The organism is Candidatus Marinarcus aquaticus (assembly GCF_004116335.1).
In the GTDB taxonomy this organism is placed as follows: Bacteria; Campylobacterota; Campylobacteria; order Campylobacterales; family Arcobacteraceae; genus Marinarcus; species Marinarcus aquaticus.
Genome location: NZ_PDKN01000001.1, coordinates 229,657 through 244,928, shown reverse-complemented (window position 1 = coordinate 244,928; position 15,272 = coordinate 229,657). Strand labels below are relative to the sequence as shown.

Below are 15,272 nucleotides of genomic sequence, written 5' to 3'. Positions count from 1 at the left end.
TTTTTAAAGTCACTCTTCTCCTTTTTCTAACTCATCTTTTTTATGTTCAACAAATGAAACAATCGCTTCTTTAATATCTTTGAGTTTCTCTTCATTTCCTTGAAGTCGGTCAAAAAACTTCTCGTTTTTATCCCCTTGCTCAATTTTTATATCTGCAATTTTAGAACAAATTTCTAAAAAAACAGCATAAGGAACATCATCCCCTCGTTTTAAAAAGTGAATGGCTCTTTGCAAAGAGACAAAGGGGTTGACACTCACTTTTGAAAGACTGTTTACTTTTGTTCGAATATACGCAATAAACTCTTCTCTCACATCACAATCAAGTATTTCCACCTGTTTTGTTTTTGTATCCAACACACACTCAAAAGCAATTTTTGTGGAATCAAAATCAAATCCATCGACTAAAAAATCGAGTTTTGCTTCTTTAAACTTTTCTCTGAAAACCAGTTGAATAATATCGTTTTCAAAGGTGTAGGTATAAGAGTTATTTTCATATTCAAAATAGTTTGGATCCAGTGCAGCGTTGATGGCTTCTTTGTCTTCAAACAGAGGAAATATCAAATCAATGTCTCGAAAAGTGTCTGCTTTTATACATGACCCTGCAAGAAAAAATCGAACTTGAGACTTCTCTAAATCTTTTATGAGCAATTTTTGAAAGAATGCATCCAGTTTCGCAATCACATTACACAAACGTACGTCAAACTTAATCAATAAATCATACGGTATGGTTTGAGAGTGTTGCTTCCAAAACTCATAAGTCATTGCTTATTTTTCCTCTTCTTGTTTTTGAACTTCTTTTTCAACCTCTTCTAAAAAACGATCCAATAACTCTTCGGTTTTAAGCTTAGCAATGGTTTCACCTTTTTTAATAATCAAACCACTCCCTTTTCCATAAGCAATCGCCACATCTGCACTTTTTGCTTCACCCAAGGCATTGACCACACACCCCATCACTGAAACGTTTAATGGCGTTTTTATGTGTTTGGTTTTCTCTTCTACTTTTGCCACCGCATCAACTAAGTCTGCCTCAATTCTTCCACACGTTGGACAAGAGATGATGTTTAAGCCCTCTTTGGTTAAACCGGCATCTTTTAAGATGGCTCTTCCCACTTCAATCTCTTTTTCAAGCTCGCCTGTAATGGAGACTCGAATCGTATCCCCAATACCATCAAGTAAAAGTGAGCCCAAAGCAATGGAAGATTTAATCGTGGAGTGAAACAGAGTCCCAGCTTCAGTGACACCTAAATGAAAGGGATAGTGATTTTTAGGTCTTAACATTCGATACGCTTCCACTGTACGTTGTACATCACTGGCTTTGAGTGATACTTTAATATCATCAAATCCCAAATCTTCTAGAAATTTGATGTTATACTCCGCACTGGCCACCATACCTTTTGGTGTTTGACCATATCTGTTCTCAAACTCTTTTTCTAAGCTTCCACAATTCACCCCAATTCGTATGGGTAAATTACGCTCTTGGCACGCTTTAACAATCTCTTTAACTCGGTTTTTTTCTCCAATATTTCCCGGATTGATTCGAATACAATCCACACTTTGCGCTGCAATAAGTGCTAATTTATAATTAAAATGTATGTCTGCAACTAAAGGAAGGGAGCTTTGTTCTTTAATGCTTTTAAGTGCTTGAGCTGCTGCCATATCAGGGACCGCTACTCGCACAATATCTGCTCCAGCAAAATGCAATGCACGTATTTGTTCTACGGTTGCTTTGACATCACTGGTTTTACTGTAGGTCATTGATTGAACTGAAATTGGAGCATCCCCACCAATAGGAACGTTTCCAACAAAAATTTGTTTCGTTTTTACTCTTTCTATCATGGTTGATATTTTAGCTAAAAAAGATTAAAAATGCGTAAACTCTCTTTCACAAAAAAAGAACATTTAATCAAACTATCAATCACACTGTTTTATAATTAATCAATACAACTTAGGAAAAACATGTTACACAATAAGATTCTTTTACTTACTGTTTATTTTTTGGTTGCGTTAATTTTGGGATTAATCTCATTTTCTTATATTCAAAATGAAGAGAAACATTTATTAGAACAAAAATATTTAACGACTTCACACCATATGAAAAAAAACACAAAATCATTAATAGAAGATAAAAAAAATGCAACATTGGCATTTGCGATTTCTGCAGCTAAAGAGGAAAAAATAAAAGAGGCTCTGTTACAAAATAACGTTTCTCTCCTTGATTTTCAAGCCTATTCACAAGAACTCAGAGAACAAACCAAATTTAAAAATGTATGGTTTCAAGTCATCACTGATGATGGCAGAAGTTTTTATCGAAGTTGGACAGATAAAAGAGACGATAAACTCACCTTCCGTTTTGATGTTCAAAAAATATTAAAACATCAAACAACGCAAGCATCCATCAGTGTAGGTCGATATGACATGACCTTTAAAACCATGGTGCCTCTTTTTCATGAAAATACATTTTTAGGGGTATTTGAAGTCATCACACACTTTAACTCCATTGCAAAAACGTTAGAATCCCAAAAAATTGACACCCTTGTGTTAGCCCATAAAAAGTATAAAAAAGAGTTGCTTTACCCTTTTACAAACAAATTTTTAGATCACTACTATATTGCAAATTTAACAGCAAAAGAGAGCCTGATTAATATGATTCAAAAAAAAGGAGTTGAGTCCATTCTCGCTTTAGACGAGTATCTTCTTTTAAATAATAAACTTATTACAACGCAGACCATTAAAGATGAACAGGGGCTTGATGTTGGATATTTGATTTTATGTAAGGATACTTCCAGCATTGATATTAATGAAATTATTTCATTTAAGAAAAATGCCACCTTTTTTGTTCTGTTTATGTTGATTATTTTAGGTTTTATCTTTACGGTTATTGGTTATTACGCCTATTTTAATGAAATTAAACAGCTCTATGATAATGTCTCGATGCAAAAAGAAAAAAATCAACAAATCTTGGACTCCCAGCATAATATCATTATCATCACTGATGGTCTTCATTTACAAGAAGCAAACCAACAACTTTTTGAGTTTTTCTCTCAATATAACGACCTTGAGGCATTTAAAAAAGAGCATGATTGTGTTTGTGATTTCTTTTTAAATATGAACAAAGAGAATTACATTATTGACAAAGATTATGATGGTTTAAATTGGGCTGAACATATCTTAAATCACCCTCATAAAAGATTTAAAGCTGCAATGAAAAAAAACAATCACATTCATCATTTTACACTTCATGTCAAGCTTAACCAGTTTAAGATGGATGAAAAGCCCTACATCATTGTGACACTCACAGATATTACGCAAGAAATTTTTCGTCAACAACAACTCAAAGAGCTCAATGAAAACCTTGAAACACTTGTCAACGACAAAACAAAAGAGCTTAAAGAGTTAAATGAGACACTGGAAGTGCGCATTCAAAATGAGATACAAAAGAACCAACAAAAAGACAGAATGTTGTTTCAACAAAATAAAATGGCGGCCATGGGGGAGATGCTCAAAAACATTGCACACCAATGGAGACAACCCTTAAGTGCTATTTCAACTGCTGCAAGCGGCATTCAACTGCAAAATGAATTTGAACTCTTAGATAAAAAAAGCTTGACCGACAACTGTACGCATATTTTAAAATACACAGAGTACCTCTCTCACACCATTGAAGAGTTTAAAGACTTTTTCCAACAAGACAGAGTCACACAAAGTTTTTATATCGTTGATGCATTACAAACCACTGTTTCTCTTATTAAAGACACATTAAAAGCGCAAAGTATTGAACTGCATTTTACACAAAATGATAATTTTCAAATCAATTCATATCTCAATGAACTCAAACAAGCACTGTTTAATATCATTCAAAACAGCATTGATGCATTAAGTAAATCCGAACAGCCTCGCCATTTATTTATTGAAATCAATACTCGTCAAGTCAAAATCTATGACAATGCAGGAGGTATTGACGAAACAATACTTGACAATATTTTTGATCCTTACTTTACAACCAAACATCAAAGCCAAGGTACAGGTATTGGTCTTTTTATGACTCAAGAGATTTTAACCAAACACATGAAATGTGAACTGTCGGTCACTAACCACGACTTTATTTTAGAAAATAAAGAACATCGAGGAGCACTTTTTATCATTGATTTTCCATTGTAATTTTTTATCTTGGGTTTTTAAACTTTTATTTTAAATTAATTTGATATAATCCGCATAAAATATCATTGCCATATCAGCTTGGTGAACTCATAAGGAAAAAAATGCAAGATATCTCTACATTTGACATCGTGGTTATTGTAATCACCCTTTTATTAGGACTCAAAGGACTCTTCAGAGGATTTATTAAAGAGGTTTTTGGCCTCATTGGTATCGTTGGGGGGATATTTGTAGCATCAAGACTTGCCACAACTGTGGGAGAGATGATTGCTCCAGTGCTTGCGTTAGAGAGCGCTTCATCGATTGAACTCATGGGCTTTATCGTTGGATTGCTTATTTTTTGGTTGGTTGCTTATGTTGTGGGCATGATTATTACAAAAATTTTCTCACTCAGTGGTTTAGGTATATTTGATAAAATCCTAGGATTTTTATTTGGGGCGTTCAAAGTCTTTTTAATTTTCTCAATCATCATCTATGCACTTTCACAAATTCAAGCCATCAAAGAGAAACTCGATGCTTCTCTTTCAGATACCATGACCTACCCTATCTTAGTTGCAGGTGGTGCATTTATTATCAAGCTTGATGAACAAGGCATTACACAAGACATTAAAAAAGGGGTTGATTCAGCAGTGGATAAAACCAAAGAGACCGTAAACGACATCACAAAAGAAGAGATTGAGAAAAAAGTACAAGAGGTCAAAGAAGAGGTTCAAAAAAAAGCTTCAGAAATGATGACTGAAACAAAAACTGAAACTCAAAAATCAACAGAAGTGACGCCTCAAACACAAAATAAAACAAAAGTAGAAACCAAAGAGTAAAGGAAAAGCAGATTGTTTGAAAATAAATACATACAACAAAGAATAGAAAAAGCAAACAAATTAAGAGAATCAGGGGTAAACCCATACTGTAACCGAAGCAGTCGTAATACAACCATTGCAAAATTTTTAAATGTCAATGCGGACGTTGCAAATTTAGAAGAGAAACGAGACGAAAAAAGAAACTACATCGTAGCAGGACGAATTAAGTTTTTCAGACTCATGGGAAAAGCAAGTTTTTTAAAAATCGAAGATGAGAGTGGACTGTTACAAATCTATGTAGCACGAGACAATCTTCCTGAAGGTTTTTACAACGACATCTTTAAAAAGAATTTTGAAGTAGGAGATATTGTTGAAGTAGAAGGGTACCCTTTTGTTACCAATAAAGGAGAGCTTTCACTGCACGTACACTCCATCAAAATTTTAACCAAAGCCATCTCTCCACTGCCAGAAAAGTACCACGGTATTCAAGACAAAGAGCTGCGATATCGACAACGATATTTAGACCTTATCATGAACAGTGGCGTACGAAAAACATTTCATATTCGAAGTAGGGTTATCTCTTTAACACGTCGATTCTTTGAAGACAAAGGGTTCTTGGAAGTTGAAACACCCATGATGCACCCCATTGCAGGTGGAGCAAATGCAAAACCATTTGTAACGCACCACAACGCTTTAGGCATTGACCGATTTTTGAGAATTGCACCGGAGTTATATTTAAAAAGACTTATTGTAGGTGGATTTGAAGCGGTATTTGAAATCAACAGAAACTTCAGAAATGAAGGGATGGATGCCACACATAATCCTGAGTTTACCTCTATTGAGTTTTATTGGGCGTATAAAACGTATAAAGATTTAATCAAAATCACAAAAGAGTATTTTGATTACTTGTTTGAACACTTAAACTTACCAACTGTTTTACCTTATGGCGAACACCGAATTAACTTTGAAGAGTTTACAGAGATTCCATTGATTGAATCTTTATCAAAAATTGGAGGGGTACCTGAAGCAATTACTGAAGATAAAACAAAGATTTTAGAGTTCTTAAAACAGAACAATCTTGAAGCCAATGAAAACATGACATTGGGACAACTTCAAGGCGAATTGTTTGATGAGTTTGTTGAAGCCAAACTGATTAATCCCACGTTTATCACAGAGTACCCGGTTGACATCTCTCCACTGGCTCGACGAAGTGATGAAAAACCACACTTAACGGATCGATTTGAGTTATTCATTGCAGGAAAAGAGATTGCCAATGCATTCAGTGAGTTAAATGACCCACTTGACCAACTTGAACGTTTTGAAGCACAAATTGCGGCAAAAGATGCGGGTGACGATGAAGCGCACGAAATGGATGAAGATTTTGTTAATGCCTTAAGTTATGGTATGGCACCAACAGCTGGACAAGGTATTGGTATTGACCGATTGGTTATGATGTTAACCAATGAACACTCTATTCGAGATGTACTGCTTTTCCCTGCTATGAAACCAGTACAAAGTGAAATCGATTTACACAGCGACGAAGAATAATATATTTAAAAGGACAAACACAATGAGTTTTTTATCAAATGCAAATTTAAAAGAAGCAGATAACGAAGTTTTCTCAATTATTGAAAAAGAGTTAGAGAGACAAACAAACCACTTAGAGATGATTGCAAGTGAAAACTTCACAAGCCCAGCAGTTATGGAAGCAATGGGTTCAGTTTTTACAAACAAATATGCTGAAGGTTACCCATATAAAAGATATTATGGTGGATGTGAGTTTGCAGACCAAGTTGAGCAACTTGCAATTGACAGAGCGTGTGAAATCTTTGGGTGCAACTATGCAAACGTTCAACCACACTCAGGAAGTCAAGCAAACGGTGCAGTATACGCTGCATTACTTCAAGCAGGTGATAAAATCTTAGGTATGGATCTTTCTCACGGTGGACACTTAACTCACGGTTCTAAACCATCTTTTTCAGGGAAAAACTACCATGCATTCTATTATGGAGTGGAACTTGATGGTCGAATCAACTATGAACGAGTAATGGACATTGCTAAAATCACTCAACCTAAAATCATCGTATGTGGAGCTTCGGCTTACGCAAGAGAGATTGACTTTAAAAAATTCAGAGAAATTGCAGATGAAGTAGGAGCAATTTTGTTTGCAGACATTGCCCACATTGCTGGTTTAGTAGCTGCTGGTGAGCACATGAGTCCATTCCCATACGCAGATGTGGTTACAACTACAACACATAAAACATTAAGAGGACCACGAGGTGGTATGATTATGTGCAATGATGAAGAGATTGCAAAAAAAATCAACTCTGCCATTTTTCCAGGATTACAAGGTGGACCATTGGTACATGTGATTGCAGCCAAAGCCGTGGCATTTGGTGAAATCTTAAAACCCGCATGGAAAGAGTATGCAAAACAAGTTAAAGCAAACGCAAAAGTTCTTGGTGAAGTTTTAGTCAAACGAGGGTATGATTTAGTATCAGATGGCACAGATAACCACTTAGTGCTTGTGTCATTTTTAAATAAACCATTCTCAGGAAAGGATGCAGATGCAGCACTTGGGAATGCGGGTATTACTGTAAATAAAAACACAGTACCTGGTGAAACAAGAAGTCCATTTGTAACTTCTGGTATCCGTATCGGTTCACCAGCATTGACTGCACGAGGTATGAAAGAAGCGGAGTTTGAAATCATTGCAAATAAAATTTGTGATGTATTGGATGATATTGAGAATACTCAACTTCAAGAATCAGTTAAAAAAGAGTTAGAAGCATTAGCAGGAAACTTTGTCGTATATACACAATCAACATATTAATTAAACAACCTCTTTAGGTTGTTTATCAAAACACAAGGGATTTGGCATGGAAATTAAAGGCGATGAATTTTTAAAAAACCTTCAGGCAAAACAAGAAGAAGAGAATTTACGAGAGAAACTCAATCAAAGTGAAAGCATGAGACAAGCATCTGGTGCAAACCCTTATTCTCAATACAATGAACCCCCTCAAGACCAAGAGCTGGGTGATATTTTACTTAATGGTTCTAACCCCAATGGCCCCAAAGACAATAAAAAGAAATATATTATTTTAGGTATTGCTTTGGTGCTTCTTTTTGTGATCATTTTAGTATTAATCAAGTTGCTCTCTTCAAACAATGACGAAGCTCAATTTGAAGACCAAACCAAAATTGCACAAGAAAAATTGCTTAATGACCAAAAAATCCAGCAAGAGTATCAAAAAATCTTAACGGATAAACTCAAAAAGGTCAATGAAAACAGTCAAATAGAAGAAGAACCAACTTCTGAAGCTGTAACACAGAATCCCGAAGTTAAAGAGAATCCTCTTGATATACCTGTACAAGAAGAGCCTGTTGTAGAGGAACCCATTGTTGAAAAACCAACACCAAAACCTGTTGAGCCAAAACCCGTCGTTAAACAAGAAACACCTAAACCAGTTGCAAAAGCAACCCCCAAATCAGCCCCTGTAAAAACAACAGCTGCCAAAGGTATTTTTGTTCAAATTGGAGCTTTCTCTAAAAAACCAACTCAAAAATATCTTGATAACATTACAAGTAAAGGATACAGCTACATGCTTCATCCTGTTACAGTTAATGGAAAAAGTCTTTTAAAACTTCTGATTGGACCATATAACAGCCGAAATGAAGCAACAAAACAACTTAATGCTATTAAAAAGAGTTTTGATGCACCCAATGCTTATATTTTACAGCTGTAAGGTATGAGATGACACTGTATTCAAAAGAGCTTTTTTTAGATCAATTTACGCCTGTCTCTATTTATGAAAAGGTGAAAAAACTCTATAAGAGTGAAATCACCTTTTTATTTGAAAGTACAATCAATTCAAGTGATGGAAACTATTCGTACATCATTATTGGTGCCAGAGAACGAGTATGGCATGAAGGTGAAAAAACATTTTTTAAAAATGAAATCGAAGAAATCGAAGAAGTCGATGCTAACCCTTTAAAGTTTTTACAAAAGTATTATAAAAATTTTGATCAAGCTTTTTTCAAACAAAAATCACAAGAATTGGGCATTGGTCTCATTGATGGGTTCATTGGAAACGTAGGCTATGATATAGGAAAAGAGTTTGAACCATCACTTAAACCTTATATGGACACACTGCAAGATGATTTAAATATTCCTGATTTGGACCTCATTCGACCTAAAATGGTTTTAGGGTTTTCACATAAAACATCCAAGCTTGTGATGGTTACTTCTGTTGAAAGCTTTAAAGATGAACTTGAAAATGTTGAAAAAGCACTTCACACACCGTATGAGTATTTGCCACTTAAAAAAGCAACGCTCATAGATGAAGGAAAATTCAACTACACCAAAGAAGAATTTTTCTCAATGGTGGAGAAATCAAAAGAGATGATTAAAAGTGGAGATGTGTTCCAAATTTTAATGTCCAACCGATTTACTCAAAAAGCCGTTGTTGATCACTTCAGTTTTTACAGAGCATTAAGAAGTAAAAATCCAAGTCCCTATCTCTTCTTTTTAGAGTTTGAAAATTTCTCAATTGCAGGAAGTTCACCAGAAGTCATGGTACGGTTAGTCGATGGACACATTTTACTTCGACCCATTGCAGGTACAAGAAAAAGAGGAAAAACCATCGATAAAGATTTAGAGATGGAAGAGGAACTTTTAAGTGACCCTAAAGAGAAAGCTGAACATATCATGCTCATTGACTTGGGGCGAAATGATGTGGGAAGAGTTGCAAAAGCAGGAAGCGTTAAAGTAACTGATTTAATGCACATAGAAAAATACTCTCATGTCATGCACATTGTTTCAGATGTTGAAGCCATCATCGATGAAAAGTATGATATGTTTGACTTATTTGCTGCAACTTTTACAGCTGGAACCATGACAGGGGCTCCAAAAATCAGAGCCATGCAACTCATTGCTCAATTTGAAGGCATTAAACGTAACTTCTACTCAGGAAGTATTGCTTACTTTGGCTTTGATGGCAACATGGACAGTGCTATCACGATTCGTACCACCATGCTCAAACAAGATGAAGTTATTTTTCAAGCAGGTGCAGGTGTGGTTGCAGATTCAATCAATGAATTAGAATATCTCGAAGTACAAAATAAACTCGCAGCGAATATCGCTACACTCAAAGACTTATCGTAACGTTTTCGTTACGATAAAAGTTATTTTTCTCTATCTTTCATTATTACTTACATTACTTTAACTTATTTTTATTATTATTTAGGGAAAATAAAGAAAAATCACATTTGGATCATCCTATCATGAAACATATCATTTTTGTAATGCTGCTCTTAACGGGGACACTGTTCGCACAAGAGAAGCTTAAAAAAGCAACCCCTGTTGAAACCTCCAATGAGTTTATTCTGGCTCAAACTCACTATAAAATAGGAGACTATACCCGCTCTTACAGCGCTTTTAAAAAGCTCTTTTTAGAATACAGCGACCATGTTCAAGTCAATTATTACTTAGCCATGAGTGCAACTCAACTCAAACTTTACGATGAAGCCACTGCTGCATTTGAGAGAGTCTTGATTGTAGCTCCTGAATATCACCGTGCACGGTTAGAGTATGCACGTGTTCAATTTATTTTAGGATTTAAAGAAGAGGCGAAAAAAGAGTTTTTAAAAGTGGCTCAATACCCTATTCCTGAGAATGTAAGAAAAAATATTGAGATGTACTTAGCCAAAATTGATGGGGCACAAAACGATTCAACCTTTATTGCTTTAGGTTTTGGTTACATGTATGACGATAATATCAACAATGGTATTGAGTATGACTCGTACAATCTGCCGGGCTTTTTTAATCTGGAACTCAATGGGGATGAACCACAATCAAGTACAGCTTTTTTAACCTTTTTTCAAATCAGTCACATTCAAACACTTACTAAAAACTCTCCGTGGAGCATTAAACACTCAGGAATGATGCTTTATAAAAATCAAACCAAAAACGATTTTTATAACTTCAGCTACTATGCGTACACCCCAACATTGTATTACAATGATGTGAAAAATAAAAGTGAATACTCACTACAAGTAGGAATAGAGAAAATCTATCCGGGTGACAGAGTTGATTTCACCGTCTACTCTATTGAACCCAAATACCGACTGCTTCTTAACAAAAACACCATTGTATCTGCCTATTTAACATACAACGAATTTCATTACGAAGAGCAAGTGGATAAAATGAAAGCTTACCGAAAAAAAGTATTGGGTGGTTCAGTTAAATATAAAGATTTTGAATATATTTTAGAGTTTGAAAAAGATGACAGAGAGTTTGGAGAACGAACCGATTTAAATAAAAATATTGTAAGTAACACCTTTTTATATCAATACAACATAGAACCATCGCTTTTTTTAAACTTGAAATACCAACACACACAAACCCGCTACAATGATAAAGATGTTTTTTTTGATAACAACCGAAAAGATAATACCAATGTTTATAGTATTGGAGTAACCAAAATCATCAATAAAAAAGATTTCATTACTCTCAACTACACAAAAACAAACAACAGCACCAACCAAGAAGCGTATGATTATAACAAAAATGCTGTGTTTATGAACTACACATGGAGGTTCAAATTATGAAAAAAATAGCTCTACTTTTTTTAACCTTATCAACTTTGCTTTTTGCCCAAGTTGCTCAAGTGGTTGCACTTAAAGGTGAAGCACATATTAAACGAGGAGATTCTAATATCACGCTAAAACTCAATTCTCTTTTAGAAAAAAATGACATTGTTCAAACCCAAGAAGGCACTAAACTGCAACTCATTTTTAAAGATGAAACCATTATTACCATTGGTAAAAACTCAACATTTTCAGTCAATGATTACATCTTTGATGAACAAAAAAAAGAGTACAAAGCAGAGTTCGGTCTTTTAAAAGGTACCTTTAGAACCATCACAGGAAAAATTGGAAAAATTGCCCCTGATAAATTCAGACTTAAATCAAAATCTTCGTCCATTGGTATTCGTGGAACACAGATATTAAGTAATATGGAAATTTCAGGCGATACGATTTTCTGTACTGAAGGAACCATCACCGTTGTTTCTAATATTACAGGTGAAACCATCACCATTAATGCAGGTCAATACGTTGTAATTAAAAAAGGTGAAGCAATGGTCGCTCAAGAGTTTGATGCCAAGACCATTCAAGAAACCGACAGAGATACAAAGTTTTTAAATGAGGAAGAAAAAGAGAGTGCTCTCAATGAGTTTGACGTTAGACTTGTTCCAGAACCAGAAAATAATGAACCCGTACAAGACCCTTTTACTGAACCAAAAAGAGAAGTTCATAAAGAGGATATAGATGACGACGTAGAAGATGCATATGTATTTATTGGAGATATGCTCGAGTCTAACACTAGTAGTTATACAAAGGGAAAGATTGATGACAATACTTCAAATTTAAGTGATGGTAATTATAGTTCTTATAATTTAACACTTAATAACCTTTCTGCAAATTTTGATAAAGATGGTTCATACAGTGGAACTCTCTCATCAACCGGACAATTTTTATATAATGGAAACATTCATACATTTAAAAATGGTACGTACACTTCAAAAGAAGACTCTGGTATTGTAGGTCACCTTTTTACTACGCCTGTTTATGATACAAACGATTATGTACAATGGGGAGAGTGGAATGCAACAACTCTTTACAATAGTGAAGAAATGACTCTATCAGGTTATTGGCTTGCAGGAGCACAAACGCCAAGTTCAGAGATTGAATCTTTAATTAATAGCAATGCAAATTACAATTACTCTGGTTATGTATTAGGTCAATCAAGTTCTAATAACATTATCAATATTACTTATAATAGCACCGTTAATTTTAATATTGATTTTGGTGGTAAATCACTCACTGGGAGATTCAATCTAGGATCATTTTATACCAATGTTTCAGGGACATTGTCATCCTCTGGCTTCTCTTTTACTCCTACTACAGCAGGAGTAGGAGGAAATGGTTCAGGTAAATTCTTTGGTCCCAATGCTAAATCTGTAGGTGGAACTTTTTACTTTACTGGAAATGCAACTTATACGGGAGTATTTAAAGCCAGCCGATAACTACCCTTTTGTGGTATGTTCATAAACACCATCAAATTTTTCTGGTGGTGTTTGTATATAACTTTTACACCTTTGAATGTAAATTGCGTAAATCTTCTCATTTTGTTTTTTCTCTAAGACATTGAGTTTTTCAAACAGCATTAATGCTTCACTGAACTTTTCATTTTGATACAATAAAATGGCCTCTTCATACAGAGCCAACTCCTCTTTAAGTGCACCATTTGCTTCCCCAAAATCAATCACCTGCCAAATCTCAACGGGTTTGAGTTTTCCTTTAACTTTGACCAAATCTAAAAACCTAAATACATATTGCTCTTGCAAAAGCGATTTGGTGTAGTTAGAGATATTTAAACGAGAACCATAAAACTTACACAGTGATTCAAGTCTGCTTCCTAAGTTAATGGGATCACCAATAACCGTATAATCACTTCGTCCACTGCTTCCCATCTCTCCCACAACTGCGTTTCCTGTATTTAAACCAATACCAATATCCACCAAAGGCTTGTTCTCTTTTTGCAGTCGTTCATTAAGCAATTTCAAATAAGAGAGTTGTTCCAAAGAGGCTTTCACTGCTTTATCTGCATGATTTTTAACATCACTTGGTGCATTCCAATATGCCATGATGGCATCGCCTATAAATTTATCTATGGTACCTTCATTTTTCATGATAATTTCAGTCATGGGTTCCATGTACTCATTGAGGTATTCAATCAAAGCTTTTGCATCACTCATGGACTCAGAGATATTGGTAAACCCTCGAATATCAGAGAAAAATACCGTGACTTCTTTGGATTCTCCTTTGAGTGTTTGATCCTCATTTTTAATCAAATCTTCCATAACTTTTGCGGATACTTTAGAAGCAAATTTCAATTTGACCAGATTACTTTGCCGTATTTCAAACAAGTAGTTAATCAAAATAGCAACGGCTGCTGTTACAATGATGGTCACAATTGGGAAAAAGATATTTAAAATAATGCCTTCATTAAACAGCACATAATACAACATATAAGTGTCAAGCACTAAGAAGCTTACAAATACTACAGGGATAACATAGATATTGACACTTAAGATGACTGCAAAAATAAAACACACTAAAATAACCATATGCAAGATATTAACCCCATCAATCCAAGCTGGCTTATGTAAAAAATCGCCTGTAAGAATATTATCAATGACATTTGCATGCACTTCTACTCCAGGATAAACCGACTCAAAAGGGGTGGCTCGTAAGTCAAAAAGACCTGCGGCACTGGTGCCAATAAGTGCCACTTTGCCTTCTAGAAGTGCTGGGTCAATTTTATTGTTTAAAATATCCACTGCTGAGTAGTAAGGGAAAGTTTTCTCTTTTCCTCTGAAATTCACAATGATACGCCCAAAACGATCCGTAGGAATAAACATATCTCCCAAACTGATAGACTCCACACCAATTTCATTGTAGTTTACAAATACTTTGTTGATGCCTAATGCTGCACGTAACACTTCAAATGCCAAAGAGGGATAGAGTTGTTCCTCATAACGTATGAGCAGAGGAACAGAACGAATGATACCCGAAGGATCAGGAACATTATTAAAAAAACCACTGGAGTATCCATTGTCTTGAATGATAGGAGTATTGACTACTGTTCCTTTTGCATTGAGCAAATAGTCTTGTTCTAAATCACGATTTTTTTCAATAAAAATAGCAGGAATCTCTGGGGCTTTTGTGTTCATAAACTCTTTTTTATCGAGCTGAAACTGATACCCTAAAATCGTAGGAGTATTGGCAATCACTTGTGCAAATACTTCATCATAATTGACAATTTTATTTTGTTTGATATTGAGATTTTTCAGTACTTTATGAGGAGAAGTTCTGTCCTCTTCTGGAAAGACAATGTCAAATCCAATCACCCCAATACCTGCTTGGGTTAAATTTGTAAGAAGTTGAGCTAAAATATCTCGACTCCAAGGCCACTGCCCTACTTCATTTAAAGATTTTTCATCAATATCAATGATAACGGTGGTATCGTTTTGCGGAATTTCACCACGCATAATAAACATAAAGTCTCGAAGACGATTATCAAAGCTTTCCAGCGATTTTGGAAGATAGATGTAGGTGTAAATCAAAGAGCTGCATATCACACTTAAACTCATGATATAAATGATGTATTTTTTTAAGCGGTTACCGACTCTCAAAGCTTCTCCAAATATTTTATATAAGTTTAGATATTATATCAAAAAGAGTTTAAAGGATGAG

Annotated in this window: 11 protein-coding genes; 8 read left to right on the top strand and 3 right to left on the bottom strand. The window is 35.0% G+C overall.

All coding sequences use genetic code 11. The annotated features are described in order from the left end of the window. Positions 1-9: 9 nt before the first annotated feature. Both CRV04_RS01190 and ispG read right to left on the bottom strand, forming a co-directional pair. The gene (locus tag CRV04_RS01190) at positions 10-762 is read right to left on the bottom strand and encodes a Gabija anti-defense Gad2 family protein (protein WP_128994790.1); all 753 of its coding nucleotides are present in this window, start codon (positions 760-762) and stop codon (positions 10-12) included. A gap of 3 nt (positions 763-765) precedes the next feature. Beyond that, entirely contained in the window at positions 766-1,836 is a 1,071-nt protein-coding gene (gene ispG / locus CRV04_RS01185; RefSeq protein ID WP_128994789.1) for a flavodoxin-dependent (E)-4-hydroxy-3-methylbut-2-enyl-diphosphate synthase, read from the bottom strand. Between the two features lie 120 nt (positions 1,837-1,956). Here ispG and CRV04_RS01180 point away from each other — a divergent pair, with 120 nt between their 5' ends. The 8 genes from CRV04_RS01180 (at position 1,957) to CRV04_RS01145 (ending at position 13,039) form a co-directional block, all read left to right on the top strand. Beyond that, the gene (locus CRV04_RS01180; RefSeq protein ID WP_128994788.1) at positions 1,957-4,158 is read left to right on the top strand and encodes an ATP-binding protein; all 2,202 of its coding nucleotides are present in this window, start codon (positions 1,957-1,959) and stop codon (positions 4,156-4,158) included. A gap of 101 nt (positions 4,159-4,259) precedes the next feature. Further along, positions 4,260-4,973, top strand: a complete 714-nt coding sequence (locus CRV04_RS01175) for a CvpA family protein (RefSeq protein ID WP_128994787.1) — start codon at positions 4,260-4,262, stop codon at positions 4,971-4,973. 12 nt (positions 4,974-4,985) lie between these two features. Next, positions 4,986-6,500, top strand: a complete 1,515-nt coding sequence (gene lysS, locus CRV04_RS01170; protein ID WP_128994786.1) for a lysine--tRNA ligase — start codon at positions 4,986-4,988, stop codon at positions 6,498-6,500. 22 nt (positions 6,501-6,522) lie between these two features. Then, positions 6,523-7,785: a serine hydroxymethyltransferase gene (locus tag CRV04_RS01165; RefSeq protein WP_128994785.1), complete on the top strand. Its 1,263-nt coding sequence runs from the start codon at positions 6,523-6,525 to the stop codon at positions 7,783-7,785. A 46-nt stretch (positions 7,786-7,831) separates the two neighbouring features. Beyond that, entirely contained in the window at positions 7,832-8,698 is an 867-nt protein-coding gene (locus CRV04_RS01160) for an SPOR domain-containing protein (protein ID WP_128994784.1), read from the top strand. Between the two features lie 8 nt (positions 8,699-8,706). Beyond that, entirely contained in the window at positions 8,707-10,116 is a 1,410-nt protein-coding gene (locus CRV04_RS01155) for an anthranilate synthase component I family protein (protein WP_128994783.1), read from the top strand. 119 nt (positions 10,117-10,235) lie between these two features. After that, positions 10,236-11,561, top strand: a complete 1,326-nt coding sequence (locus tag CRV04_RS01150) for a CDC27 family protein (RefSeq protein WP_128994782.1) — start codon at positions 10,236-10,238, stop codon at positions 11,559-11,561. Beyond that, positions 11,558-13,039 carry a FecR family protein gene (locus CRV04_RS01145; protein ID WP_164969089.1) on the top strand — a complete coding sequence of 494 codons (1,482 nt, stop codon included), beginning with the start codon at positions 11,558-11,560 and terminating at the stop codon, positions 13,037-13,039. Before CRV04_RS01150 ends, CRV04_RS01145 begins: the two co-directional genes overlap by 4 nt. On the opposite strand, the gene CRV04_RS01140 is transcribed toward CRV04_RS01145, so the two are convergent. Then, positions 13,040-15,211, bottom strand: a complete 2,172-nt coding sequence (locus CRV04_RS01140) for a CHASE2 domain-containing protein (protein ID WP_128994780.1) — start codon at positions 15,209-15,211, stop codon at positions 13,040-13,042. Positions 15,212-15,272 lie beyond the last annotated feature (61 nt).

What these genes read in the sequence shown, in the direction of transcription:
- CRV04_RS01190 (WP_128994790.1), bottom strand. Translation starts at nt 762, where the DNA reads ATGACTTATGAGTTTTGGAAGCAACACTCTCAAACCATACCGTATGAT.
- ispG (WP_128994789.1), bottom strand. Translation starts at nt 1,836, where the DNA reads ATGATAGAAAGAGTAAAAACGAAACAAATTTTTGTTGGAAACGTTCCT.
- CRV04_RS01180 (WP_128994788.1), top strand. Translation starts at nt 1,957, where the DNA reads ATGTTACACAATAAGATTCTTTTACTTACTGTTTATTTTTTGGTTGCG.
- CRV04_RS01175 (WP_128994787.1), top strand. Translation starts at nt 4,260, where the DNA reads ATGCAAGATATCTCTACATTTGACATCGTGGTTATTGTAATCACCCTT.
- CRV04_RS01165 (WP_128994785.1), top strand. Translation starts at nt 6,523, where the DNA reads ATGAGTTTTTTATCAAATGCAAATTTAAAAGAAGCAGATAACGAAGTT.
- CRV04_RS01160 (WP_128994784.1), top strand. Translation starts at nt 7,832, where the DNA reads ATGGAAATTAAAGGCGATGAATTTTTAAAAAACCTTCAGGCAAAACAA.
- CRV04_RS01155 (WP_128994783.1), top strand. Translation starts at nt 8,707, where the DNA reads ATGACACTGTATTCAAAAGAGCTTTTTTTAGATCAATTTACGCCTGTC.
- CRV04_RS01150 (WP_128994782.1), top strand. Translation starts at nt 10,236, where the DNA reads ATGAAACATATCATTTTTGTAATGCTGCTCTTAACGGGGACACTGTTC.
- CRV04_RS01145 (WP_164969089.1), top strand. Translation starts at nt 11,558, where the DNA reads ATGAAAAAAATAGCTCTACTTTTTTTAACCTTATCAACTTTGCTTTTT.